Here is a 26418-nt window from a genome sequence, read left to right as displayed (position 1 = left end):
GCATTAACCCATGCCAATCGCAACATACTGTGATTCAACAAACTCCTCAATACCTTCGTGACCGCCTTCTCTGCCAATACCACTTTCTTTCATGCCGCCGAATGGTACTTGTGCGGCAGAAGGGCCGCCCTCATTCCAGCCGACAATTCCGAAATCGAGTTTTTCAATCAATTGATAGCCGCGGGCAACATTGCTGGTAAACACGTACGCTGCCAAGCCATATGGGGTATCGTTTGATAGTTTGACCGCCTCTTCATCAGATGAGATTTTCTCAACTGGTGTAACAGGGCCGAATGTTTCTTCCTCCATGATCACCATTGATTGATCGACGTCTTTAAGGACTGTTGGCTGGTAAAATAGACCGCCATTATCCGTAACAGCTTTCCCGCCGGTCGTAATAGATGCTCCCTTGGAGGTAGCGTCATCAACGTGACGTTTGACCTTATCCAAACCATCCTGATTGATCAATGGGCCAATATCATTGGATTCATCAGTGCCATCGCCGGCTTTCAGTTCCTCCACTGCCTTTGTCAATTTCTCAACATATTCATCATAAACGCCTTCCTGCACGTAAATCCGGTTGGCACAAATACAAGTCTGACCGGCATTTCTGAACTTTGATGCTACCGTTCCTTTTACGGCCAGATCAACATCTGCATCATCAAGAACAACCAGCGGCGCATGACCGCCAAGTTCCAGTGACAGCTTTTTCACCTGATCGGCGCTTTGACGAATCAGTGTCTTGCCGACTTCGGTAGATCCCGTGAAAGTTACTTTGCGGACCTTGCTGTTTTCCATAACGACTTTGGCAATTTTAGAGGAAGACCCTGTCACAAGGTTGACGACCCCTTTTGGAAAACCGGCCTGTTCACACAACTCCATCAGTTTAACCGCAGTCAGCGGACTTTCACTGGATGGTTTCATGATAAAGGTACAGCCAGATGCAAGTGCCGGACCCATCTTACGCGTCAGCATGGCAGCTGGAAAATTCCATGGTGTAATTGCTGCTGCAACACCGACAGGCTTTTTCCAGACTTGCAGGCGTTTTCCCGCTGCATGTGTCGGAATGACTGCACCATCGATGCGCTTTCCTTCTTCTGCAAACCACTCGATAAAGGAAGCTGCGTATTTAACTTCTCCTCTTGATTCATTAATCGGTTTGCCCATTTCAATAGTCATCATCTGAGCAAGCTCTTCCTGATTTTCCAGCATTAGCTGATTCAGCTTTTTAAGATAAACCGCACGGTCGTGAGCCGTCAGATTAGACCATGACTCGAACGCGTCATATGCTGCATTCACAGCCTGTTCCGCTTCCTTCTCACCGCCATTTGGGACTGTACCGACCGTTTCACCGTTTGCTGGATTGACAACGTTCAGCGTATCAAGGTCGCTGCCAACCCATTGACCATTAATACTCATTAGGTAGTTATCTGTTTTAACTGCCATCTTCACGTCACTCCCATCCTGAAAAATTGACAGGCTGGTACGTTTTTTAAAGATTACCAGACTATATTTTCACTGTACCAGCCTTCTATTAACTTCTAGCCTAAAGTGGGGTTTTTTAAACTCTTACACTGACTGTTGCTGCCTCTATAGCTTCTTCCAATATATCGAGTCCTTCTTCAAGCTGTTCGTCCGTGGTTACCAGCGGCATCAAAAGACGAACAACATTGTCAAAGACACCAGCGTTTAAAGCAATGAGTCCGCGTTCACGTGCTTCTTTCAATACCTGGCCGGTCAACGCTTTATCCGGTTCTTTCGTGTCACGGTCCTTAACAAACTCAAGCGCACACATGGCGCCAAGACCGCGGTAGTCGCCAATGGCATCAAAACAGTCATACATTTTGCCGAACTTCTCCATAACCTTTTCACCGATTTTAACTGCACGATCATTCAAGTTTTCTTTTTCCATGACTTCAAGTACGGCCAATCCCGCACGGCAGCCCAGCGGCGTACCGCAATAGGTTCCGCCTAACTCACCCTTTTGCGCGAAATCCATCACTTCCTGCCTGCCAATGATGCCGCTGATCGGCAAGCCGGCTGCCATTGACTTGGAAACCGTAACTAAATCCGGTTCCACACCAAAATGGTCCATCGCAAAATACTTGCCTGTACGGCCGAAACCAGTCTGGATTTCATCGGCGATAAACAGAATGCCGTGCTGCTTGCACAGTTCATAGACCCCTTGAACAAATTTTTTATTTGGAATGATGAAGCCACTTTCACCCTGTACAGGCTCCATAAAGAATGCAGCGACTTGGCTCGGGTCGACTTCCGTAATGAAAAAGTCCTTCACCCGTTTGAGAAGTTCATCCGTGTACGCTTCTTCACTCATTCCATCGGGACGGCGGTAATTATACGGAAATGGCGCATGGTACACTTCCGGTGCAAATGGGCCATATTCGTATTTATACGGCTTAACTTTACCGGTCATGGACATCGCCAGCAAGGTCCGTCCGTGAAATCCGCCGGTGACTGAAACAACGGCCTGTCTTCCTGTATATTTACGGGCAATCTTGACGGCATTTTCATTCGCTTCTGCCCCGCTGTTTAAAAACATTACTTTTTTATCAAAACTGCCCGGCGACAGATCTGCCAATTTTTCTGCCAGTTCAACATACGAATCATACATCATAACGTTAAATCCGGTATGAATATATTTAGGAGCCTGATCCTGTAAAGCGTTCACAACAGTGTCATGGCTGTGCCCGACGTTATTGACACCTATGGCTCCCGCAAAATCAATAAAATGGTTGCCGTCAATATCCTTGAGCAGCGCACCCTTTGCTGACTCCACAAATGTCGGCGTGCCATAGCTGACACCATGTGGTACCGCATTATGTCTGCGCTCAAGCAACTCCTTCGCCTTTGGACCTGGCAGTTCGGTTTTGACGTTAGCAAATTGTCTATTCATATGCTAGACCTCCTCATATTTTATATCATTATTTTGCCCAAGCAGTTTCGTCTCGACATATTCGATATGCTCTCTTACTCTCCCATTCAATGTATGCACGTCATTCGAGACTAATGCTTCAAGCAATTGCCGGTGTTCATGATAAAATGCATGAGTGCTTGAATAGTACCTGTCAAGATGCATGAGAAATGTTCTGATTTGCACTTGAAGCGAATCATAAATCTTTATGATTCTTGTATTCCCGCAAAGACCCACAACGTAACTATGAAATTGCATATCAAGATCAAATAAATCATTCCAGTCTTCTTCGTCGGCCTTTGCTTTCATCTGTCCCACAATTCCCTCCAATTTCTTTGTGTCCTCAGATTTAAGACGGGGCATTGCCTGCATAAACGCATGTGATTCCAGCAATGTGCGCAATTCAATCATCTCGCCCGCATCCTTGTCGGTGAAATCAGCAACATAAGTCCCTTTTCTCGCCTGACTGACAACGAGCTCCTCGCTTTCCAGAATCTTCAGCGCTTCCCTGATTGTACTGCGACTGACATCATAGTGTTCTGCAAGTTCTGTCTCCAGCAGCCGCTCGCCAAACTGAATTTTTTCGTTCCAAATGTTCTGCTTTAGATGGTCCGCAATCAGCTCGCTTAATGGTTTTTGCATAATAGCGCTATTATTAGGCTGCAAAACCAATTGCTCCTTTCTGGCATAATCAAATTGTCTTATGTCGATTGTCGACAAAGAACATCTTACATTCATCTTAAGTTAGACGCATGTCATTGTCAACTGAATTTTTCATTAATTTAAAATTCATTGACTTAAAAGGCATTTACGTCTATTTTTAAAGAAAGGCTCTTTTTGTTAAATTGGTTACTCATGAGTTCGGAGTTGATATAAACTACGACACAACCCAGAAGTTAGCGAGAACCTCTAACCACGCAGCTGGAATATACTCGCTTTCCGTGGGCTCATCACGAGCCTCCTTGCTCGCAAAGAACGCTCGCTGTGGGGTCTCTTAGGCTCGCTGTCCCACAGGAGTCTCGCATATTCCAGCTGCTTTTAAGCGTTAAGCAATCCAGTTTTATCTGTCATAAAATATTTTGTTTTACCAAGATATAGTGAACAAAACTTAGCGGAGGAAATACACGGAGACTCCTGTGGGAGCAGAGGCATAGGTGAGACCCCGCAGTGCGTCAGCACGCGGAGGCTCACCAGCCCCCACGGAAAGCGTAGTGTATTTCCGAAGCGTTATTATCGCACACAAGTTTTTTGTGTCGCAGTTTATGGATTTTTTATCAATTAGAAACATGTTTAAAAAACAGCTTCAGAGAAAGAGCCCCTATAGACAGCGCGAAATGGAGGTATTGAATGTGAGGAAGAAAGTCATTGCCTACAACCGTGTGGAACAGCCTGTTTTGGATGATCTGAAAGAAAAACATGATGTCCGTTTTTTTAAAAACATTGATACGAAGAACGACCCTGAATTTCTGGAACATTTGAATGAGGCTGAAGGAATTATCGGACTTGGAACACCTGTAGATGCTGAACTGTTGAACAATGCACCAAATCTGAAAGTTGTCAGCAATGTCTCGGTAGGCTACAATAATCTGAATTTGGATGAAATGACCAGGCGCAATATTATGGGAACCAATACACCCGGCATCCTGACAGATACAGTTGCAGATGCAGTGTTTGGCATTCTGGTCGCAACAGCCAGACGTATCCCGGAATTGGACCATTTTGTCAAAAAAGGCGAATGGCAAGCCGAAGCAATTGGAGAAGAACACTATGGCAACAATGTCCATCATAAAACACTTGGCATTATTGGAATGGGGCGGATCGGCCAAGCCATTGCGCAACGCGGCCATTTTGGTTTTGACATGGATATTTTATACCACAGCCGAAGCCGCAAACCCGATGCTGAGAAAACTTTCAATGCCGGATACCGCGACCTTGATGAATTACTGGAGGAATCCGATTTTGTCTGCATGATTACCCCACTGACGAAAGAAACCGAGGGCATGATTGGAAAGCGTGAATTTCAGAAGATGAAAAAATCCGCCATTTTCATCAACGGCTCCCGTGGACAGACAATCGTGGAACAAGATTTGATTGAAGCACTAGAGAATGGTGAGATTACGGCTGCCGGTCTTGACGTATTTGAGCAGGAACCAGTCAACCCCGATAATCCGCTTTTAAAAATGAAAAATGTGGTGAGCACACCACATATCGGTTCGTCCACGCACGAGACGGAACTGAGTATGTCAAAACTTGCCGGAGAAAATCTTGAAGCCGGTCTAAACGGAGAAAGACCGCCGAACCTGGTTAACCCGAACGCCTTTGATAAGAACGCATAATCATTAAAACGGCCGTACCACGCTACACTGGTACGGCTTTTCTCTAACTTTTTTATATTGAGAGCGAGAACTTCAACCCGGCTGTTGAAATCGGCACTTGATGTTAAGCCAGTCGGATGTTTGGCTTTACCATCAGTTCGCGTGGAAACTCGGCGAGAATTTCAACACCTGTTTCGGTTACCCGGAACGATTCGCTGATTTCCACTCCCATATTTTCCATCCAAATACCCGGTATCAGGTGAAATGTCATGTTCGGTTCCAGAACTGTACGATCTTGAGGCCTCAGGCTTGCTGTATGCTCGCCCCAATCCGGCGGGTAATTGAGACCGACTGAATAGCCCATCCTGGACTCTTTCTTGATTCCGCTTTTTTCAATTACACGGCGCCAGACACTTTCCAGTTCTTCACAGGTAATCCCCGGTTTGACCGCATCAAGTGTTGTATTGATTCCTTCAAGGACAACATCCGAAACATATTGCATCTGCTCTGACGGTTTGCCAATGACAGCCGTCCTTGCCAGCGGTGAGTGATAACGACGGAAACAGCCGGCCAATTCAATAATGACCGGATCGCCTTGCTGAAACCTGTCATCAGTCCAGGTCAAATGTGATGCAGACGTCTTTTCACCTGTGGGAAGCAATGGAACAATTGACGGGTAATCACCGCCAAAATCCTCTGTACCGCTTATTTGTGCGTGCGATATTTCAGCAACGACATCACATTCACGGACCCCTTCTTCTATTGATTCAAAAGCGACTTCCATCGCTTTTTCGGAAATCCTGGCAGCTTGTTTTAGATATGATATCTCCCGGTCGGATTTAATAATGCGTACCCAATTAACCATATTGGTTCCATCTTTAAAGGTCGCGTTCGGCAGGCCTTTCGTTAATTGCATATAACTTTTTGCCGTAAAATAATAAGCATCCATTTCCACAGCAATTGTTTTATGATCACAGTTTTTTTCTCTCAGCAAATCAGCTATAAAGTCCATTGGATGCCTGACTGATGACTGAACATAATGGTCCCCATAAGGAATAATGTGATCTTCTTCAAGCCAGGTGGTGTGCAAAGCAGCGTTCGCATCCTGTTCACGGCCAATCCAAACCGGCTGATCATTATCAATGATAACAATAAGCATTTGATGTACATAGAATGACCATGCATCATACCCGGTCAAATAGTTCATGTTAGCCGGATCTGTTATCATCAGTAAATCGACCCCGGCGTCAGCCATCCGCTGCTTTGTTTTGTTAAGCCGTTCGTGAAACTCTGAAATCGGAAATGTTAACACAGTTTTTCCCTCCCCATCGTGTTGCTAAAAACCACAGAAAACGCTTACCTATTATAGCTGAAGATTATTTGTGATCCACTTGTTTGCTTTTGGAATGGATTTGATAATGCTGATTGAAAAAGAGCTGTGTTTGATAGTGGGGATACTAGTACAATTGGACTTCTTTGTCGATTGTCGACAATTGCTTTCTTATTTACATTATATTCACGGAATTTCACAGTGTCAATTATAATTTTAAACAATTTGAAATATTTATTTTTTATCAGTTTAAAATAGCTTTAAAAACCGCGTTCTTAAATGATTGCACCTGCCATTAATCTGCTTCCCAGTAATAAAAAATCGGAAACATTAACTCCGTGTTCAGAAGTCCTGTTTCCGATTCATGACAATGATGTGTATGTGTTCTGGTTAACTGACTTGATCAATTTCAGCTTTCATATGTTTATCTGCATATTCCCTTCCGTATTTCGACAATGATACTTTATACAGAATTAATCCTAGAATGACCCAAAGGCCGACAATCGCCCATTCATACGGCCAAATAAGGGCTGACGGCATGCCGGGCATATACAATACCATAACACCGGCCGACATGATGACAGCAACCCATCCGATGAAGGTACCTCCGGGAAGCCTAAACGGACGCTCCATTTCTGGATTCTTTCTGCGGAGAATAATGAACGAAAGCGCCACCATGAACCATGCCACGACCAGTCCAAGTCCGCCCGCATCCACCAGCCATACAAGTGCTGGCCGTCCCAATAAAGGTGCGGCAGTGGATAAAACGGCAATCAGCAAAATTGCCCGGTGCGGTGTATTAAACGTTGGATGTAGCACACCTAATGATTTCGGCAGCATGCCCGCTCTGGCCAAAGCAAAAATCGCCCGGCTGCCGCCAACATAAAAGCCAAGCCAGCTTGTCAAAATACCCCCGATACCGCCAAGTACCAGAAAATTGCCCATCATTCGACTGTCGCCAAAAGCGTTTGCCATCGCATCAGCTGTCACCAGATTTGAATCACTGAGCTCACTGGGTCCCATCACCCGTGACACGCCAAAAATAACAGCCACATACCAGGCAATGGCTAACACAACTGAAGCAATCAGCAACTGTCCGATCTTTTTCTGCGGCAAATTAATTTCTTCCGCCGCCTGGGGAATTACATCAAATCCAACGAACATAAAAGGTGTCATAATGACGACTGTCAGAAGCCCTGCAATCCATTTGCTTTGCCGCTGCATCAGCCAGCTCTTTACGGCCATGTCCAATATTGACATTCCATAACGATGACATTGCATCAATGTATGCGTTCCCATTTCTGTCAGTCAAAAAAATTCCGTCGCCCTGTTCCATAATGACCTTTGGCCCGTTTTCCTGCTGCTGCTGGATTGAGGAAGTCGGGTGAAGAAAATGCTTTTTGTCGAGTTCGATTAAATTTTTCATGTTCATCCTCCTCGTATTTTTTCGAAATAAAAAACCAGTTATATGAAACAGGTATATGCACCATACACCTGTTAATAGAACTGGTTTCAACCTAAGGCACTGCTTTGCTTCATCAGCAAAGTCAATCAAGTTTGGCAGTTAATCTGTTGTTTATTATTCACTAATATATCAAAAGATTTGGAACTATTCAATAGTTAAAAAACTGCTGTAAAGTTCTTCAAAATTGATCTGCATCACAAAAAAGTGATCCGCTGATATTATACTGAAAATGATGTGGTAATATGGGATTTCCGACAAACGACCAAGTAGCACGGAAACATTCAAAAATATGACATCTATTAATTGAAAATAATTTTCATTAGACGGTATAATGTAGAAAGGTTAGTATGTTGAAGGAGATGATTTCATATGGCTAATGTTCTGGTCTTGTACGCAAGTCTGACAGGAAGCACAGAAATAATGGCAGAAACCATGACCGAACACTTGAAAGAAAACGGACATGAGGTGGCACATAAATCGTTTGACCTCGATCCGATTGATGTTTCGCGACTAGCGGAATTTGACAGCATTTTGTTTGGATCGTATTCATGGGATGACGACATTCCGTTTGAAGTAGAGGATTTCTATTTCGATATGGACGAAATTGATCTTAACGGCAAAACGGTAGGTGTATTCGGATCATGTGATACCTATTATGATATATATGGACCGGCAATTGACACACTTGCCGCCAAAGCAAAAGAACGGGGCGCAACTGTATACGAAGAAAAGTTTAAATTTGAGCTTGAGCCTGACGATAAAGACATTGAACACGGCAAATCATTTGCAGATGCCGTGCTGAACCTTGAAACAAAATAGACCGATCATATAAAGCGCGAATTCCGTTTAAACCAATACAGGAATTCGCGCTTTATCTGTCAAAAGATCTCCCATTATCCTGTTGACCGTCGTCTTCGCTCGAAAATGTTGACAACAATCACACTCGAAATAGCAATTAACCCGCCGATAACAGACAGCACACTCGGCAATTCCCGAAGCCAGACCCATGCTACCAGAATAGCAAACACAGGTTCAATATATATCATGCTTGTCACAGCACCCGCTCTGCCGCTGGAAAGCGCAATCGCCCATGTCACATAAGCAATGGCTGCGGGAAAAATACCAACATAAACCGCTGACAAGTGTGCTTCAAGCGTCGCTCCCTGCAAACCTTCTATCAGACCAGGGGAGAAAATCAGAAGCGGCACTGTCCCGGCCCACGTGAAATACGCTGTCAGTTCGATCGGCCGGTACTTGGGCAACAGCGTTTTTTGAAACACAAAAAAGATTGATGTAGCAAACGCCGCAATCACAATCAGGAATGCGCCCGCTGTAATATTAAAACCTGTTCCCGACGTGCCGAGTGTTATCAGAAATATCCCGACAAAACCAATGCCAAGCCCGATCCATCCGAACACACTCGGGTATTCATTTAATGCAAAAATAGCTATAATGGCTGTGAATATAGGAGCTGAAGCAACAATCATTGCTGCTGTTCCGGCGGCAACGGTCTGCTCGCCGAATGTGATACCGGTATGGTAGATAGTTATACCGATCCATCCAAGCACAAGAATTTTAATGATATCTTCTTTCTTAGGCAAACCGAATTTTGTCCCCGGCCACAAGGCGTATAAAAGAAAGGCCCCTGAGGCGATCAGAAACCTGGTCAGCACCAGATGCCCTGAACTGTAGCCGCCGTGAAGACTCGCACGAATAGCAGCGAAAGTTGAACCCCATATAATGATTGTTATAAACGCCATCACAAAAGCTTTTTTATTCATGTCCCTCCCCCTTATCGCCCCACCTATTATACATGAAACCGTAAAAAAAGATAAGGTGATTAGTGGGCACAGAGGATATTTCTAAGGCTGTGAGATTTATTGATGAGCTTCGGGAATTTAATTGTGAACTTTGGGGATTTCTCTGTGAACTTCGGGAGTACTTAGACGCAACTTATTTCGCTAACAAATATATTGCTAAATTTTATACTTCCTATTTTTCAGAAAAAACTATCACGGTGTGAACACCATGATAGCTCCAATTCTGTATATCATCCTATTAATAGCCATAAAACTCTTCGGCACGGATATTATCCTCATTCGCACCTGCTTCTACTAGCATGTCATACATATCATTGACCATACCACCCGGCCCGGAAAGGTAATAAATCGGTTCACTCACATCAGAAACATAACGTTTCAGCATGTCCTCATCGATGTAGCCGCTTTCTCCATTCCATTCATCCGAATCAGCCTGCGTCATGACAGGGACAAATTTGAAGTTCGGGTTTTGCTCCTCAAATTTTTTGAGATCCGATTGGAACGGGGCATCTTCAGGTTTGGTGTTGGAAAAAAGCAGTGTCATATCGTGTGAAGTCTGCTGTTCTGTCGCCTCAGCGATCATACTTCTTATCGGTGTAATACCAATTCCCCCAATAATGAAAACAGCTGGAGTTGATTCGGTTTTATGCAGCGTGAAATGGCCAATCGGACCGTCAAATTTTACTTCAGATCCCTCCGGCAATTTTTCCAGTTCCCGTTTAAATGCCGAGTCCCGCATACGTGTCGCTGTCACTAGTTCATTTTCAGACGGGGCATATACAAAGGAAAATTCTCTACTGTTTCCTTTTTCATCTGTTTCACTAGGATCAATTAATGTGAAATCTCCAAACTGACCAGCTTTAAATTCAAATCCATCTGGCATCTCCCAGTGAAACGCCATCGTGTCATCCGCTATTTTTTCCTTTTTAACCAATTTAATTTTTTCTTCCGCCATACTTTCATCCCCTTTTGATTAAAATGATTCTGAGCATACTCTATTTAATTTCTTCCCCAATTATACTTCTTTAAACATGTTATACAGAGACTTTAAAACAGTCGAGTTAAAGCAACCTAATTCCATCTTAATATGATACGATATCAACAAAATAAAAATAAAGGAGCGACCTATTATGACCAATTTTCCAATATTCGACGGCCACAACGATACCCTGCTCAGACTGCACATGTCGGATAACCCGCCATCTTTTTTCGAGGAAAGCTCAGCCGGGCATATTGATTTGCCCCGTGCCAAAAAAGGCGGTTTTGCCGGTGGATTTTTTGCGGTTTATACACCGAACGAGGACTATGAAGCTGAGCCTAAAGAGCACATGACTGATGATGGCTATGATGTGCCGCTTCCACCAAAGATCAGCCATGAACGCGCTTTATCATTCACAAACGCGCTTGCAGCGAAATTGTTCAAGCTTGAATTCGAAGCAAAAGGTCAACTGAAGGTTGTACGGTCGACTGATGAATTAAAGTATTGCCTGGAACATGACATCATGGCGACGATTTTCCATATTGAAGGGGCCGAGGCAATCGACAGCAACTTTGATGCGCTTCATGTCCTCCATCAGGCCGGACTAAGGTCTCTCGGGATTGTCTGGAGTCGGCCAAATGTATACGGAGAAGGCGTGCCGTTCCGCTATCCATCATCCCCTGACACAGGAGACGGGCTTACCGATAACGGCAGAGCTCTTGTACGCGAATGCAACAAGCTCGGGATTATGATTGATAACACCCATCTTAATGAAAAAGGCTTCTGGGATGTTGCGGCGCTCACCGATGCCCCGCTCGTGGCAACCCACTCCAACGCACATGCTCTCAGCCCGATTGCCCGGAACCTGACCGACAAACAGCTCTCGGCCATCGCCGAGTCAAACGGTTTAGCAGGTATCAACTTTGCGGTCAACATGCTTCGGGAGGATGGCGGACTTGGAACAGATATTTCACTGGATGAAATTGTCCGTCACGTAGCATACATCGCCGAAAAATTCGGTGTCGAGCATGTTGCATTGGGATCTGATTTTGACGGCACGACTGTCCCCGATTCTTTAGGGGATGTTACAGGACTTCCAAAACTCATCGAGCGTCTGAAAGTACATGGGTTTCATGATAGTGAACTGCAGAAAATCACCTATGGTAACTGGATGCGTGTACTGCGGGATACATGGAAATAATCATAAAAACAAGAAGAAGCCTATATCTTTTAAACAGGATATGGGCTTTTTTAGTCAGGACAGAGTGTCAGACACCTTGTCTCAGCGCCCATTTTTTAATTTTATTTGGTTTTCTGTTGGAAAATGAATAAAACCATGGTAAAATGCTTAAAACGCATATTTCCGATAAAGTTAATGTGAATTAAATTAACAGGAGTGAAACCATGTACCTGGACATCAATAACATCTCTAAATCATTCCAAAAAAAAGATGAACAGCCGCTCCAAGCATTGAAAAATATTAATCTGGAAATCAATGAAGGCGAATTCATCTCATTGCTGGGACCTTCAGGATGCGGTAAATCAACCCTTTTATCCATGATTGCCGGACTATCAAACCCGTCATCAGGCTCGGTCTCTCTTGAAAACAAAGAAGTTACAGAACCGGGGCCGGACAAAAGTATGGTATTTCAGAAACCGGCGTTATTCCCATGGATGTCGGTAAAAGAAAATGTCACTTTCCCACTGCGCAAACAATTGAGTAAAAAGAAGCAGGAACAAGCGGCAGCGGATTATTTAAAAATGGTTCACCTTAGTCAGTTTGCCGAAAATTACCCGCATGAACTTTCCGGCGGGATGCAGCAGCGCGTCGCTATCGCCAGGGCCCTTGCGATGGATTCTGGGCTGCTTTTGATGGATGAACCATTCGGTGCACTGGATGAACAGACACGCCAGGTACTCCAGGATGAAGTGGAAAAGATTTGGCTGGATACTAAAAAGACAATCGTATTTGTCACGCACAGCATCCGGGAAGCTATTAAACTATCGGACCGCGTTATCATCATGAGTGCACGGCCAGGCACTATTATTTCTGATTTTAAGGTTAATGTAGAACGGCCGCGTAAGCAACAGGATATGGCTGCACTGGAAGAGGACGTCATGGCGATTTTGAAGACAGAGATTGAAAATGTGATGGAAGAGGAGTTGCAGTATGCCGGTAGTCGTTAAACGTATTATTTTTTTCGTTGCCCTTATTTTAATCTGGCATGGGATTTTTCTGCTCGGCTTCTGGCCGGATTCTATGATTCCAAGTCCGTTTACAGTTGCCGAAACAATCTATGCTGGTTTGGCAGACATGACATTGGTTTATGACATTATCGCCAGTTTCCGCCACCTGCTTATTGGGCTTTCGATTTCGCTCGTAATTGGAACACTTCTAGGTGTATTGCTGGCCAAAGTGAAAACCGCTGACGAAACGCTTGGCACTATGATTTTAGCATTGCAAAGCGTTCCAAGTATTGTCTGGGTACCGCTTGCTATCATCTGGTTTGGCTTCACTGAAGCATCGATCATTTTTGTCGTCATAATCGGTGGAACATTCGTCATGACGATGAATATGCGCATAGGAATCAAAAATGTCGCACCGATATACCTGAAAGCAGCACGCACCATGGGATCAACAGGAATGGATCTATTTTTGAAGGTTGTTGTGCCAGCGTCCATTCCGCATGCAGTAACAGGCGTTCGTCTGGCATGGGCATTCAGCTGGCGTGCACTGATGGCCGGCGAAATGCTGAGCACAGGTCCTGGGCTTGGCTACACACTCAGTTATGCATCGGATTTTAACAACATGAGTCTCGTTATTGGCATCATTATCATCATCGGTGTCATTGGTTCGATTGTCGATCAGCTTGTATTCCAGCGGATCGAAAATAAAGTACTCAAACGCTGGGGGATGGAAGAAGCAGCGTAACAGTAATAAATAATTCATTTTCAATAGAAAGGGGATTTTCAAGTTGAGAAAGTTTTTGGGATTATTGATGATCAGCACACTTCTGATTCTTGCGGCTTGCGGAGGCAGTGGTGAGGCTTCAGGCGATAAAGAAAATGAAACAGTAACCATCGGCTATTTTCCTAACCTGAACCATGCCCCGGCCATGGTGGCGAAACAAAAAGAAATGTATAAGGATCACTTAGGGGAAAATGTCAACATCGAATACCAGACGTTCCCTGATGGCGCCACATTTATGAAAGCTCTGGCAGCAGGTGAAATCCAAGGCGGGCTTGTCGGACCGGGGCCAGCCATGAACAGCTTTATTTCCGGTGTGGACGCTCAAATCATTGGTGCATCATCGACCGGTGGCACAGTCATTGTATCCCGTGACGGAAGCGGCATTAAATCATGGGAAGACATCAAGGGAAAAACGTTCATTTCACCGCGTGTCGGGTGCACACACAATGTTCAGTTCGAAACATATATGAAAGAGAAGGGAATCACTTCTGAACGGATTGGCGGGTCGATGAAGCACGTAACCGGTGAACCTGCACGGTACCAGTCTTTATTTGAAAAAGGGGATGTGGATGTAGCCACAGCACCAGAACCATGGGCCTCTGTTATGGAAGCAAAAGTGGACGCCAACGTTGTCATCCCAACCAGTGAAATTTCATTTGGTAAGACACTGCCGGCAGCTGTCATGGTCACATCAGATGACATGATCGAAAACAACAGTGACCAGGTGCAAAAATTAGTTGACGCCCATAAAGAAGCCGTTAAGTATATAAACGAAAACCCTGACGAAGCCATCGATATTACCATCGAAGGCATCGCTGACATCACCGATCAGCAGCTGGAAAAAAGCGTTATGGAAAATGCATGGGAACGAACAAACTTTACGTATGAAGTCGATGCGGACGTCATCCAGGAATTCGGAAACTCATCTCATGACCTCCAATTCCTGAAAGAGAAACCTGATTTTGAAGGATTTGTGAATAAAACATTTATTCAATAGAGTAGAGAAGAAAATGGGCTATTCCGATAATAGAGGCTGGGACAAAAGTATTTAAGGCACTTCTTTTATTGCTTGCACCTATACCTCATCAACGAGTCTGTTTATGTCATTGTATTAAATTACTCCATCATATAAAAAAAGAGCGTCGGTTAACAACCGACGCTTTTTTTTATTTAAAATCTATACTTTACCAAGCTTCCGTCACAGTCTTAGGAGCCAAGAAGTTCAGCAGATAATCCGGTCCACCCGCTTTGGCATCTGTTCCGGACATCTTGAACCCGCCGAATGGCTGGTAGCCAACAATTGAGCCTGTACATCCGCGATTGAAGTACAAGTTGCCGACTTCAAAATCATGTCGGGCACGGTTCAAATGTGCACGGTTTTTCGAAATAACCGCTCCAGTTAGTGCATAGTCAGTGTTATTGGCAATATCCAACAATTCATCAAAGTCTTTAGCTTTAGAAAATCCTACAACAGGTCCAAAGATCTCTTCCTGCATGATGCGCCCTTCTGGATCCATGTCTTTAAAGATGGTGGCATGAACATGATAGCCTTTGGAATCATCAGTTGTCCCGCCATAAACGAGTTCGCCTTCTTTTTTACCGATTTCAATATAGTCTTTGATTTTGTCAAACTGCTTCTGGTTAGCCACAGCGCCCATCGGCACATCTTCTTCACCAGGATTGCCGACAGTATAAGCTTTTGCTTTTTCAATGGCTTTCTCCAGCACTTCATCATAAACATCCTGATGAACAATAGCCCGTGAGCATGCGGAACATTTTTGTCCCTGGAAGCCAAATGCTGAGTCAACGATCGATTTTGCAGCAAGATCAAGATCTGCCTCATTGTCTACAATAATCGTATCTTTACCACCCATTTCAGCCACAACACGCTTCAAGTGCGTTTGTCCTTCCTGAACAACAGATGCTCGGTTGTAAATGCGTGTACCTGTTCCACGTGAGCCGGTAAAATTAATGAAATGTGTGTCTTTATGGTCGACAAGGTAGTCGCCAATTTCTGCCGGATCGCCTGGAACAAAGTTGAGGACGCCTTTAGGTAGACCGGCTTCCTCCAAAATTTCTACTACTTTATAAGCGATAACAGGTGTATTTTCAGATGGCTTCATCAATACCGGATTGCCGGCTACAATAGGTCCGACTGTTGTTCCGGCTACGATTGCAAATGCAAAGTTCCATGGCGGAATCGTTACACCTGGTCCAAGCGGTTGATAGAAGTACGTATTGTTCTCGCCGGGACGGTCATTGATTTCCCGGCCCTCTCCAAGACGGATCATCTGACGGCCGTAGTATTCCATGAAGTCGATGCCTTCAGCTGTGTCAGCATCGGATTGTCCCCATGGTTTGTTTGCTTCATAGGACATCAAAGCGGAAATTTCATGCTTGCGGCGGCGTGCAATCGCAGCTGCTTTGAACATCACTTCGGCACGCTCTTCCGGAGTCCATTTTTTCCATACTTTAAAAGCTTCCTTTGCCGCTTCCATAGCCTGTTCTACGTGGTCTTTGGTCGCCATTGATGCATTTCCAATTACTTGCTCTTTATTGGCTGGATTAACCGAGACAAGTTTATCATCGGTATAGATTTTTTCCCCGCCGATAACCAATGGATAATCCTGCCCCAGTTCACTCTCAACTTTTCTGAGAGCGGATTCATAATCTGCACGATTTTGTTTATCGGTAAAATCAGTAAATGGTTCGTGTTTATATGGTAATACCAAAGTTATAACCTCCCCAATAAAAATAGAAACAAACTTATTTTCAGTTTACTATAAACTCATATGAAAACGCAATCCGGTGAAATTCAGTGCATTCGAAAAATCGAAGGTACCCCATATGCCTGATCTATGAATGCTTTTCACTATGAATGGTGTCTTCAAGAAAGATTTCAGAATGAGTATGATCATGTACATCACAATAGTAGACAACTGCTTTCAGTTTATGTGAAACATTACATGTCCGGGTTTTTTCGATAAAGTTCTTCCAGTATGTATAATCGTGTGATCTGACTTTGACTGTTTCATAATGGGTGCTGTATTCCTGCCAATTATGCTGCTCGGTTTCATTTTCAGTTGGTTTACCGGCCACTCCCGTTACACCGGTTGTCAGGAAAACTGCAAGCATGAGAGTAATTCCAGAGAAAAAGATTTTCATTCACATCACCACTTCGACTTTGTTTAAATTATCGTTTCCTTATTAGAGTCTGTTCAAAAAGGAGGATAAAAAGGACCGAGAAGTTCGAGGCGGCGCTATTTCGAACAGCGGAATGTATGCATTACATGAGCAGCGGAGAAACAAGCCAACGACGAAATTCGATGCGTCATTTTACCGGACTCTTTGAACAACCCCTTATTAGTGTTCTAAACTTGCCATATTGTATACATAATACTAGCACTCATAATTTACAGATTCCGTTGAATATTTAACTGAAGAATTCTTGTTTAAGGAAATCAGGCGATTTGGAGAAGTCAATCTTCTGATGCAAATTCGGAACCAGAAACAACATACACGCTTCAATCAATTTTTCTAAAGCGCATCATAGTCTGGTGTTGTTTCATTATAATCAGTCGTTATAGAACAAAGGTTTTTGATATGCAAGTATTTATTTAAAATTCCAAAAAACCGGTCACCTCACCTAAGTGAAGCGACCGGTTTCTCGATACAGCAACTATTCCGTGACCATCTGCAATTCAACAGGAATAAATTCATCGACAGATTCGCCGCTGACAACCGATCCAGCTGCGTCGATCGCATTTTCTCCGATTAATTTCGGCTGCTGGGCGATTGTTGCATCCATTGTTCCTTCTTCAACAGCTGCAACCGCATCGTCTGTCGCATCAAAGCCAACAACAGTCACATCCTCCAGCATACCATTTGATTGAAGCGCCTCTACTGCCCCCAGTGCCATTTCATCGTTATGAGCGAATACGGCGTCAATCTGGTCCGTACTTTGGATGATGTTTTCCATAACATTCAGGCCCTCTGAGCGGTTAAAGTTTGCCGATTGCTGGGCAACGACTTCCAGACTATCGATTCCATCAACAATATTATGGAATCCTTTCCCTCTTTCTCTCGTTGCAGAAGCGCCTGGGACACCTTGCAATTCAACCAGTTTTCCACTTTCACCCAGTTGCTCTGCAATATACTCTCCGGCCATCTCACCACCTGACACGTTATCAGAGGCAATATGGCTGACAACTTCTCCGCCTTCAGCACTACGGTCAACGGTAATGACCGGCACATCCTGAGAATTGGCCGATTCAATTGCAGTGACGACTGCTTCCGAATCGACTGGATTAACCAGTAGAACATCAATATTTTGCTGCAATAAATCTTCAATATCACTTAATTGTGTTGACGCATCATCCTGTGCATCCGTTACCACAATGTCATATCCGGCTTCTTCGGCCGCAGTTTCTGCACCATCACGCAATGTCACAAAAAACGGATTGTTCAAAGTGGAAATGGACAGTCCAATTTTCACTGAATCATCTGAAGATCCTTCAGAACTCTCCCCGCCTTCATCTGATGAACCGGGACTTTCTGTTGAACAAGCACTGACAACTAAGAGCAATACTGACAAAACCCCTAACCTTTTCAACCATTGAGTCATTTAAAACGCCTCCTTAAATTTATTTATTGGACTTTCTATCCAGTAATACCGCAAGCAGAATGACGCCGCCTTTTACAATTTGCTGATAGAAGGACGACACATTCATGAGATTCAGACCATTGTCGATAACGCCGATAATCAGAGCGCCGATCAATGTACCAGTAATCCGTCCGCGGCCTCCCATGAGACTCGTACCGCCAATAACGACTGCTGCAATGGCATCCAGTTCAAACATTTCCCCGGCAGTAGGCTGTGCTGAGTTTAAGCGGCTTGTTAGTATCAGACCAGCCAGAACAGAGAGCATTCCGGTTAGGGAATAAACCCATATTTTGACACGGTCTGCCTTGATGCCTGACAGCACCGACACTTCCTCATTACCCCCAACGGCATACACCTGGCGGCCGAACACCGTCTTTTTGAGAACAAAAAACAGAATCAGAAATACAGCCAGCATCAAAATTACCGGGAAAGGAATCCCAAAAACATATCCCCCGCCAATCATTTCAAATGCAAAACTGTCAGATAGCCCTGTTACAGGCATGCCATCAGTATAAACAAGCGTTGCACCGCGATATACGGTCATCGTTGCCAGCGTCGCAATAAACGGTGCCACTTTTCCTTTTGTAATGATCAATCCGTTTATGGCACCAAGACCCAACCCAATCAAAAGTCCCAGAAGTACTGCCAGCATTGGATCCATGCCGCTTGTCAAAAGCCCTGCTGTTAGTGCGCTTCCTAAAGCAAGCAAAGAGCCAACTGACAAATCAATACCTGCCGTCAAAATAACAAACGTCATCCCGAACGCAATCAGTGCATTAACAGAAATCTGACGAAGCAGGTTTAAAATGTTATCGAGTGTAAAAAAGGCATCACTCATAAACCCAAGAAAAATAACCATTATAATGAGTCCGATTAATGGGCCCAATTTGGAAAAATCTTTAAATAGATTCGCCTTCCAATTCAATTTACTCACCTCCTGCAGCTGCTGTCATAATGTTTTCCTGATCGGCTTGATCGCGATCAAATATATTCGCGATCCTGCCTTCATAAATGACCATTATGCGGTCGCTTACGCCCAGTACTTCCGGCAAATCTGAGGAAACCATGATAATGGCAACACCGTTTTTGGTTAATTCATTCATGATGTTATAAATCTCTTTCTTGGCGCCAACGTCAACTCCTCTTGTCGGCTCATCCAGAATAAGCAGCTTCGGTTCAATTCCAAGCCATTTGGCAATAACCACTTTTTGCTGATTGCCACCGCTTAACGCCTTCGCTTCCTGAGTGGCACCGGTTGCCTTAACTTTCAAACGATCCATCAATTCAGCAATCAATCGATGTTCCTTATTAGCCGAAATAATGCCGTTACTGGAAACCGATTTCATATTCGTTAACGAAATATTGTCCCCGATGGAAAAGTCAGTGAGCAATCCTTTCGATTTCCTGTCTTCGGTTATAAAACCGATACCCGCTTTAATCGCATCTGACGGATGTTTAATGGGTAATTCTTTTCCGTTCAAATGGATGCTGCCGTTTTGTTTATGGGTATAGCCGAAAATCGTCTCCATAATTTCCGAGCGCCCGGCACCCATTAATCCTGCGACACCGAGAATCTCGCCTTCTTTTACTGAAAAACTGATATCATCAAACAGCCCTTTTCTGGCCAGGCTCTTCACCTCAAATATGACATCACCGCCTGTGTAATCGCGTTCCGGAAATCTTTCGCCCAGTTCGCGCCCAACCATCATTTTAACAATGCCATCGAAATCAACATCGGTAACGTTTTTGGTTCCGATATACTCACCGTCACGCAATACAGTAATACGATCGCAAATCCTAAAAATCTCTTCCATCCGGTGCGAAATGTATATAACTGCAACACCATTTTTCCGTAATGACTGAATAACCTCAAAAAGACTGTCAATTTCACGATCTGTCAAGGCAGCAGTCGGCTCGTCCATCACAATTAACTCGGCATTTGTTGATACCGCTCTGGCAATTTCAATCATCTGCTGCTTCCCGACTGACAAATCCCCGGCAATATCATCCGGGTCGATCGTTGATACACCTAATCTTTCCAGGTTTGCTTTGCACTGTTTTCGCATTTCTTTTGTATTGAGGATGCCGGTTTTGCCATAAGCGATATTTTTGCCCAGAAACATATTTTCGGTAACGGTCAGATGCGGAATGATATTCAATTCCTGATGGATAACCATGATTCCTTGCTGTTCAGCCTCTTTTGGATGAGAGAAATGGACCTCTTTTCCGTTAATCCTGACAGCACCTTCATCCCGTTTATGAATGCCGGTCAGAATTTTGATCAGTGTTGATTTCCCGGCACCGTTTTCCCCGACCAAGGCGTGGACCTCGCCTTTATCCACCGAAAAATTGACGCTTTTTAACACTTGGTTACCGGAAAAAGATTTACTGATTCCCTGCATTTCTGCAAAAGGTGTATTTGGCACAGTTTCACCTCCCTATGTTTGCTAAAAAATGACGCCTGATTTTAAAATAACATTGGCAAATGGCGTTGCTTCTCCGGTGCGGATAACAGCCTTTGCATTTGTGATTTCTTGTTTCAGGTTCTCATGTGACAGATATTTTTTTGGAATACCGGCATAATCCGTCTTTAGCTGATTATACAACGCCAGATTCGATGTTTTGATTTCCTCCGCAAGTGTCATTTCCTCAATCACCATATCGTCTGCAATTGCTTCGAGTACAGACAGAAAATCCGGTGTCCCCACCTTGATTGACAAATCAATCGTCACCGTTTCATCCGGAATGGGCAGCCCGCAATCTGCAATAATAAGCGTATCAGTATGCCCCAACCTTGCGAGAACAGAGGTGATGTCACGGTTTAGCATTCCTGTGTTCTTCATTCGGACATTTTCCTCTCCTCTAGGAATATTTGAACGTCCTGTTTAGACGGCATCCCAACTTGTGCCCCCATCTTTGAGACCGACAATGCTGCAGCTGCGTTTGCGACACTGACTGCTTCTGAAAGCTTCGCGCCACCGGCAAGCTCACCAGCTAACGCCCCATTAAACGTGTCCCCGGCACCTGTAGTATCAGTTACCTGTACATGGTGTCCGCCGATATCCCGTCCGATTCCATTCTCAACAAACGACACACCTTTATCACCGCGGGTTACGATCAGCTTTTCCTTAATAGATTTATACAGCGAACCTTCTTTCATTGATGCAAGCTCAATTTCATTTGGTGTCATATAAGCAGCGCTTTTCAGAACTTTCTCCGGCAGCGCCTGGAATGGTGCGGGGTTCAATATGACTGGAACACCATTTGCTTCCGCGACATCCATAGTAAACTCAATCGTTTCCATCGGGATTTCAAGCTGCATAAGCACCATGTCACTATTCTTAATTAACTCGCGCTGATTCCGCACGAGTTCAGGTGTCACATGATGATTGGCCCCAGGCGCGACGATAATACGGTTATCATTTTCAGATAAGATAATCGTTGCTGTCCCGGTGGCTACATCAGGAACTATTTCCATGCCTGTTGTCCGAACACCTTCACTGGTAAGGTTCTGGCGAAGTGTTTTGCCAAAAGCATCTTCACCGACGGCACCGATGAAGTTCACATCAGCTCCCATCCGGGCTGCTGCTACTGCCTGATTCGCTCCCTTACCGCCAGGATTGGTGAAAAACGTATCACCAAGAACTGTTTCACCTTGCATTGGCATTTTATCGGTTGTTACGGTCAGATCCATATTAATGCTGCCAACAACGCATACATTCGACTTAGGGCCCATGTATTTTCTCCTTTCTTTAGGTCGATTGCCGCTCGATTAGTTTAACCTTAAACGCTTCTCTCATCACCTTTTGAGATGGTGTCCTGATTTGTTTTATTAGAATTTCTGCAGCTTCCGCACCCATGTCATAAATAGGCTGAGCCATCGTCGTTAATGCCGGAGTGACCCTTTCGCCCATGGAAATCCCATCAAAACCAATTACTGCAAGATCCTCTGGCACTTTTATGTCCAGTGATGCTGCGGCATTCAGCACAGCAGTACCCATTAGATCATTCCCGGCAAAAATTCCATCAATCCTCGGATTGTTCGTTAACAAATGTACAGCAGCTTCCCGCGCTGTTTCAAAATGATACGCACCCGATACCACATAACTGCTGTCAAACCAATCTTCATGTTTTACTTCATCCAAATACCCCCGCATACGGTATATGGCATTGTCGACATGTTCTGGTCCTGCAATGTGGGCAATCCGTCTGCAGCCGAGCGACCTCAAATAGTTTACTGCCTGCCTGCTGCCAATCCGATTATTGACAGTTACCGAAGAAATATCAGTGCTGATGATGCGGTCGAGCGCTACAATCGGTGCCTGAATATTTTTCAGATGGTCTTCTGTAAGTGAGCCTGAAACAATAATAAAGCCGTCAGCAGATTTTTGCTGCAGTGCATTCAGGTAATTAGTTGTTTTATGGATATCGCTATCCGTATTGCAAAGGACAAAGGTATAATCATGCCGGTTCGTAACATCCTCAATAGCTCGCGCAAGTTCAGGGAAAAAGGGGTTCGTAATATCAGGCACAAACAGTGCAATCATTTTTGAGCGGCCTTTAAACAGACTGCGTGCCACATCATTGGGAAAATAATTCAATTGTTCAATCGCTTCTTTGACACGTTTTATTGTCCCTTCATTCACATAGCCATTGCTGTTAATGACCCTGGAAACCGTCGCCGTCGAAACCTTGGCGAGCTGAGCTACATCACGGATAGTCGCCATACAATAAGCCCTTTCTATCATGTATTTTTCGCTCTACTCATGTAACGGGTTACATATTAATAAAATAATAGCGGATTCATGTAACCCGTTACATATTATAATAAAGCGATTACATAGATATGTCAATAGAATAGATAATAGAATCTACCATTAATAATTGGAAAAAGGTTTGATGACAACCTCAAACCTTTTTTCCAACCTATACTATACGATTAAGTTTTACAGCGCCTTAACCATGCCGCCATCTACCAGAAGTGATTGCCCGGTAACGTACGAATTCGCCAGTGAGCAGAGAAATACTGCGATTCTGGCAAGTTCTTCAGGTTCTCCATAGCGGCCAATTGGGATTTTACGCTCAGCTTCTTCTTTAACTTCCTCAATCGGAATACCAAGTTTATCAGACTGGACTGAATCAAGATGGTCGACACGGTCGGTGCCAATCCTTCCGGGCCCAATTGTGTTAATCAATATGTTATCGCCTGCAAGTTCCTGCGACAAACTTTTCGCAAGTCCAGTAATGCCGGCCCTGAACGTATTCGATAAAATCAGTCCATCGATCGGCTGCTTGATGGATGAAGAAGCAAAATTCAAAATGTGTCCTCTGCCCTGCTCTCGCATATAAGGCAGAACTTCCCGAATCGCACGGACAAAGCTTAAGAGATTAAGTTCAAATGCATGCTGCCAGGCATCATCATCGACTTCATCGAACGTACCTGCCGGGGGGCCGCCTGCATTATTGATTAATACGTCTATTAGTCCGTGTTCACTGACTGCCTGATCGACAAGTTGTTTAATAGAATCAACATTTTTAATATCACAAACACTGTACGCAACACTTGGATTACCTGTCCCGTCACGTATTTCTGCAGCCGTCTTTTCCAGTGCGTCTTCATCGCGGCTGGCTAAAAATACACGTGCCCCTTCTGCAGCAAATTGATGGGCAGTTGCTTTTCCAAGCCCTTTGCTGGACGCCAAAACAATGACAGATTTATCTTTCAGACCAAGATCCATTAAAATACCTCCTTACAAAAATCGGAATCTATTAAAATCACATTATTGTTCTGCGATTGAGGCCGGTTCCTGTTCAATTTTTTTAGTAAAGCGGTTTGCGATTACCAAGGCAAATGCAATTAACCCTGCAATATCCGTCCATATTCCCGGATATATCAAAAACAGTGCCCCGACAATAGCAATGATTCTTAAATACCATCGGAGCGGAACTTTAAAGTGTCCCTCGGCTGCAACTGACAATAGAAAGACACCCATCAGCGAGGTCGTTGCAATTAAGAGAACATTCCCTGCTGTTGCATCAATCATCAACATTTCATGGGAGAATACAAACATGAACGGTACAATAAATCCGGCAATCGCCAGTTTCATGGCCTGAAATCCTGTTCGCATCGGATCGCCGCCGCTGATACCGGATCCGGCGAATGCCGCGAGTGCCACAGGTGGTGTAATGTTGGCGAAAATACCAAAATAAAACACAAACATATGCGCAACAAATACCGCTGTTTCACCAGACCCTGCCATTTCCCTGAAATAAGGAAGTTGAAGCAATATTGGCGCGGCCATTGTACTCGTAATAATATATGTCGGGATACTTGGCAGCCCCATACCCAAAATAATCGATGCAACCATTGTCAAGACCAGGGTAATCAGCAATTGGACAAGCGGGCTGTCAATCACTTCACCAAGGCTTACGATCGTGCTGGCAATTTCCAGTGCCACACCAGTCAATGAAGCAATCCCCACAATAATGCCAACAGCACCGCAGGCAATAGCCACGGGAATTGTCGTCCGTACACCATCCTCCAGCGAGCCGACAAATGACCTGACACTAATTTCCTCAGCCTTAACACCTGCTTTTTTACGAACCAGATTAACAATGAAAGGAATGGCAACAACTAAACCGAGCTCAAGCCAATTGTCCCGCACACCTGGGATACTGGTACCGGATAAAATCGCACGGACTTGGGGTTCAAAAATTAAAAACATTGATACAGCTGCACTGACCAAAAGCATCCTGCCTGTTCCTGTTATAATAACAGTCGCAATGATGGCCCAAAATGCCGCATAAAAAGGTGTTTTACCTGAAAATAGCAAGTATAGCAAAATGACCATCGGAATCAATAAATGACCGCGTTTCTTCAGCACTTCGGTAACGGAAGGAAGTTCATTCCGGTTCAACCCTTTTAATCCAAGTTTTGATGCACGTATATGAACCTGAAGCAAAATACCAATGTAAAACAACAAAGCCGGGATGATGCCGGCAAGTATAATGGTCGTGTATGGTATCCCCAGATTTTCAGCCATAATAAATGCCGCTGCCCCCATAATCGGCGGCAAAATCTGTCCGCCGACACTTGAAGCCGATTCGACTGCACCCGAGAAATTTTTATGGTAGCCGATTTTCTTCATTAACGGAATCGTAAAGGCACCGGTTGTCACAACGTTGGCAATCGCCGAACCGTTAATCGAACCTAAAAACCCGCTTGACAGAACAGCAACTTTGGCAGGCCCGCCTTTTGTATGTCCGGCAACAGCCATTGCCAGATCATTAAACATCTGTCCCATACCGGACTTGCTCAAAAATGCACCAAACAAAATGAATAGAATGATATAACTGGCTGAGACGCCGATAGCGGTACCCAATATACCTTCTGTGATATATATCAGATGCGAAATAATGCCCTCTGATACATTAAGAACGACGGGTGCTGTCAATTCCGGGTATACAGACAGTTTAACGTAAAAACCGTAAATAAGGAATCCCAGCGCCAGCAGGGTCAATCCCCATCCGGTGACACGCCGGGTTATTTCCAGCAGCAGAATGAGCACAGCAAACCCAACATACAAATCCACTTGATTGATCTGACCGCCCGATTCAATAATCCGATTGGCGGTAAACAGCATATAAAGACCGGCCCCTGCTGCCAAGCCAGCGATGATATAATCGTAAAATGGTATTTTGTTTTTATTCCCTTTTTTCATAAGCGGATATAATAAAAACCCTAAAAGTATCAGCGCATATAAATGAATGCTCCTTTGCTTTATATCCACCAACGACCCTGCATATGACGTATATAAATGGAACAAACCAAGCGCTCCCCCGGCAACGGTTATGAAAATACCGATGCTTTTCGGATAATTGGTTCTGATGTTGCTTTCACGGTCATAATCTTCAACGTTTGTTTTTTTATCCTTATCCATTAC

General features: G+C 44.3%; 24 protein-coding genes. 6 read left to right on the top strand and 18 right to left on the bottom strand.

Annotation, left to right across the window (positions count from 1 at the left end):
* Nucleotides 1-3: 3 nt before the first annotated feature.
* From ON01_RS16145 to ON01_RS16135, 3 genes are all read right to left on the bottom strand, one after another.
* Nucleotides 4-1446 carry an NAD-dependent succinate-semialdehyde dehydrogenase gene (locus tag ON01_RS16145; RefSeq protein WP_010532044.1) on the bottom strand — a complete coding sequence of 481 codons (1443 nt, stop codon included), beginning with the start codon at nucleotides 1444-1446 and terminating at the stop codon, nucleotides 4-6.
* 115 nt (nucleotides 1447-1561) lie between these two features.
* On the bottom strand, nucleotides 1562-2914 hold the full coding sequence (gene gabT / locus ON01_RS16140; RefSeq protein WP_010532043.1) for a 4-aminobutyrate--2-oxoglutarate transaminase: 1353 nt from the start codon (nucleotides 2912-2914) through the stop codon (nucleotides 1562-1564).
* A gap of 3 nt (nucleotides 2915-2917) precedes the next feature.
* On the bottom strand, nucleotides 2918-3598 hold the full coding sequence (locus ON01_RS16135; RefSeq protein WP_010532042.1) for a GntR family transcriptional regulator: 681 nt from the start codon (nucleotides 3596-3598) through the stop codon (nucleotides 2918-2920).
* Between the two features lie 683 nt (nucleotides 3599-4281).
* Between ON01_RS16135 and ON01_RS16130 the strand changes: the two genes are divergently transcribed.
* Complete coding sequence (locus ON01_RS16130) at nucleotides 4282-5268, top strand: 2-hydroxyacid dehydrogenase (RefSeq protein WP_010532041.1); 987 nt, start codon at nucleotides 4282-4284, stop codon at nucleotides 5266-5268.
* 103 nt (nucleotides 5269-5371) lie between these two features.
* Here the strand turns inward: ON01_RS16130 and ON01_RS16125 are convergent, their stop codons facing one another.
* The 3 genes from ON01_RS16125 to ON01_RS16115 form a co-directional block, all read right to left on the bottom strand.
* Nucleotides 5372-6559, bottom strand: coding sequence for a M24 family metallopeptidase (locus ON01_RS16125; RefSeq protein ID WP_010532040.1), 1188 nt, complete (start codon nucleotides 6557-6559; stop codon nucleotides 5372-5374).
* A gap of 408 nt (nucleotides 6560-6967) precedes the next feature.
* Nucleotides 6968-7801 (bottom strand): APC family permease, encoded by an 834-nt coding sequence (locus tag ON01_RS16120; RefSeq protein ID WP_050901135.1) that lies wholly within the window; start codon nucleotides 7799-7801, stop codon nucleotides 6968-6970.
* Nucleotides 7725-8003 (bottom strand): aminotransferase class III-fold pyridoxal phosphate-dependent enzyme, encoded by a 279-nt coding sequence (locus ON01_RS16115; protein ID WP_010532038.1) that lies wholly within the window; start codon nucleotides 8001-8003, stop codon nucleotides 7725-7727. Before ON01_RS16115 ends, ON01_RS16120 begins: the two co-directional genes overlap by 77 nt.
* A 408-nt stretch (nucleotides 8004-8411) precedes the next feature.
* On the opposite strand from ON01_RS16115, the gene ON01_RS16110 reads away from it, so the two are divergent.
* Nucleotides 8412-8861 (top strand): flavodoxin domain-containing protein, encoded by a 450-nt coding sequence (locus tag ON01_RS16110; RefSeq protein WP_010532037.1) that lies wholly within the window; start codon nucleotides 8412-8414, stop codon nucleotides 8859-8861.
* Nucleotides 8862-8935: 74 nt separating this feature from the next.
* On the opposite strand, the gene ON01_RS16105 is transcribed toward ON01_RS16110, so the two are convergent.
* Together ON01_RS16105 and ON01_RS16100 are read right to left on the bottom strand one after the other, a co-directional pair.
* Nucleotides 8936-9823, bottom strand: a complete 888-nt coding sequence (locus ON01_RS16105) for a DMT family transporter (protein WP_010532036.1) — start codon at nucleotides 9821-9823, stop codon at nucleotides 8936-8938.
* A 277-nt stretch (nucleotides 9824-10100) separates the two neighbouring features.
* The gene (locus tag ON01_RS16100) at nucleotides 10101-10817 is read right to left on the bottom strand and encodes an FAD-dependent oxidoreductase (protein WP_010532035.1); all 717 of its coding nucleotides are present in this window, start codon (nucleotides 10815-10817) and stop codon (nucleotides 10101-10103) included.
* A 175-nt stretch (nucleotides 10818-10992) separates the two neighbouring features.
* Here ON01_RS16100 and ON01_RS16095 point away from each other — a divergent pair, with 175 nt between their 5' ends.
* From ON01_RS16095 to ON01_RS16080, 4 genes are all read left to right on the top strand, one after another.
* The gene (locus ON01_RS16095; RefSeq protein ID WP_010532034.1) at nucleotides 10993-12042 is read left to right on the top strand and encodes a dipeptidase; all 1050 of its coding nucleotides are present in this window, start codon (nucleotides 10993-10995) and stop codon (nucleotides 12040-12042) included.
* A gap of 203 nt (nucleotides 12043-12245) precedes the next feature.
* Nucleotides 12246-13028, top strand: a complete 783-nt coding sequence (locus ON01_RS16090; RefSeq protein ID WP_010532033.1) for an ABC transporter ATP-binding protein — start codon at nucleotides 12246-12248, stop codon at nucleotides 13026-13028.
* On the top strand, nucleotides 13012-13773 hold the full coding sequence (locus tag ON01_RS16085) for an ABC transporter permease (RefSeq protein ID WP_010532032.1): 762 nt from the start codon (nucleotides 13012-13014) through the stop codon (nucleotides 13771-13773). The genes ON01_RS16090 and ON01_RS16085 overlap by 17 nt, the downstream gene beginning before the upstream one ends.
* Before the next feature lie 43 nt (nucleotides 13774-13816).
* Nucleotides 13817-14809, top strand: a complete 993-nt coding sequence (locus ON01_RS16080) for an ABC transporter substrate-binding protein (RefSeq protein WP_010532031.1) — start codon at nucleotides 13817-13819, stop codon at nucleotides 14807-14809.
* A gap of 187 nt (nucleotides 14810-14996) precedes the next feature.
* Here the strand turns inward: ON01_RS16080 and pruA are convergent, their stop codons facing one another.
* The 10 genes from pruA to ON01_RS16030 form a co-directional block, all read right to left on the bottom strand.
* Entirely contained in the window at nucleotides 14997-16544 is a 1548-nt protein-coding gene (gene pruA, locus ON01_RS16075; protein ID WP_010532030.1) for an L-glutamate gamma-semialdehyde dehydrogenase, read from the bottom strand.
* Nucleotides 16545-16668: 124 nt separating this feature from the next.
* Nucleotides 16669-16977, bottom strand: coding sequence for a hypothetical protein (locus ON01_RS16070; RefSeq protein ID WP_010532029.1), 309 nt, complete (start codon nucleotides 16975-16977; stop codon nucleotides 16669-16671).
* Between the two features lie 514 nt (nucleotides 16978-17491).
* A complete protein-coding gene (gene rbsB / locus ON01_RS16065; RefSeq protein WP_010532028.1) occupies nucleotides 17492-18436 on the bottom strand; it encodes a ribose ABC transporter substrate-binding protein RbsB in 945 nt (314 codons plus the stop codon).
* 19 nt (nucleotides 18437-18455) lie between these two features.
* A complete protein-coding gene (locus ON01_RS16060) occupies nucleotides 18456-19334 on the bottom strand; it encodes an ABC transporter permease subunit (RefSeq protein WP_138919826.1) in 879 nt (292 codons plus the stop codon).
* 67 nt (nucleotides 19335-19401) lie between these two features.
* The gene (locus ON01_RS16055) at nucleotides 19402-20901 is read right to left on the bottom strand and encodes a sugar ABC transporter ATP-binding protein (protein ID WP_010532026.1); all 1500 of its coding nucleotides are present in this window, start codon (nucleotides 20899-20901) and stop codon (nucleotides 19402-19404) included.
* A gap of 21 nt (nucleotides 20902-20922) precedes the next feature.
* Nucleotides 20923-21318, bottom strand: coding sequence for a D-ribose pyranase (gene rbsD, locus ON01_RS16050; RefSeq protein ID WP_010532025.1), 396 nt, complete (start codon nucleotides 21316-21318; stop codon nucleotides 20923-20925).
* A complete protein-coding gene (gene rbsK / locus ON01_RS16045) occupies nucleotides 21315-22211 on the bottom strand; it encodes a ribokinase (RefSeq protein ID WP_010532024.1) in 897 nt (298 codons plus the stop codon). The genes rbsD and rbsK overlap by 4 nt, the downstream gene beginning before the upstream one ends.
* Before the next feature lie 16 nt (nucleotides 22212-22227).
* Nucleotides 22228-23202: a LacI family DNA-binding transcriptional regulator gene (locus ON01_RS16040; RefSeq protein WP_010532023.1), complete on the bottom strand. Its 975-nt coding sequence runs from the start codon at nucleotides 23200-23202 to the stop codon at nucleotides 22228-22230.
* A 219-nt stretch (nucleotides 23203-23421) separates the two neighbouring features.
* Nucleotides 23422-24213: an SDR family oxidoreductase gene (locus ON01_RS16035; RefSeq protein ID WP_010532022.1), complete on the bottom strand. Its 792-nt coding sequence runs from the start codon at nucleotides 24211-24213 to the stop codon at nucleotides 23422-23424.
* 42 nt (nucleotides 24214-24255) lie between these two features.
* Nucleotides 24256-26415: a TRAP transporter permease gene (locus tag ON01_RS16030; protein ID WP_010532021.1), complete on the bottom strand. Its 2160-nt coding sequence runs from the start codon at nucleotides 26413-26415 to the stop codon at nucleotides 24256-24258.
* Nucleotides 26416-26418 lie beyond the last annotated feature (3 nt).

Source organism: Lentibacillus jeotgali (assembly GCF_000224785.1).
Taxonomy (GTDB): Bacteria; Bacillota; Bacilli; order Bacillales; family Amphibacillaceae; genus Lentibacillus; species Lentibacillus jeotgali.
This window is presented reverse-complemented; position numbering and strand designations above follow the sequence as displayed.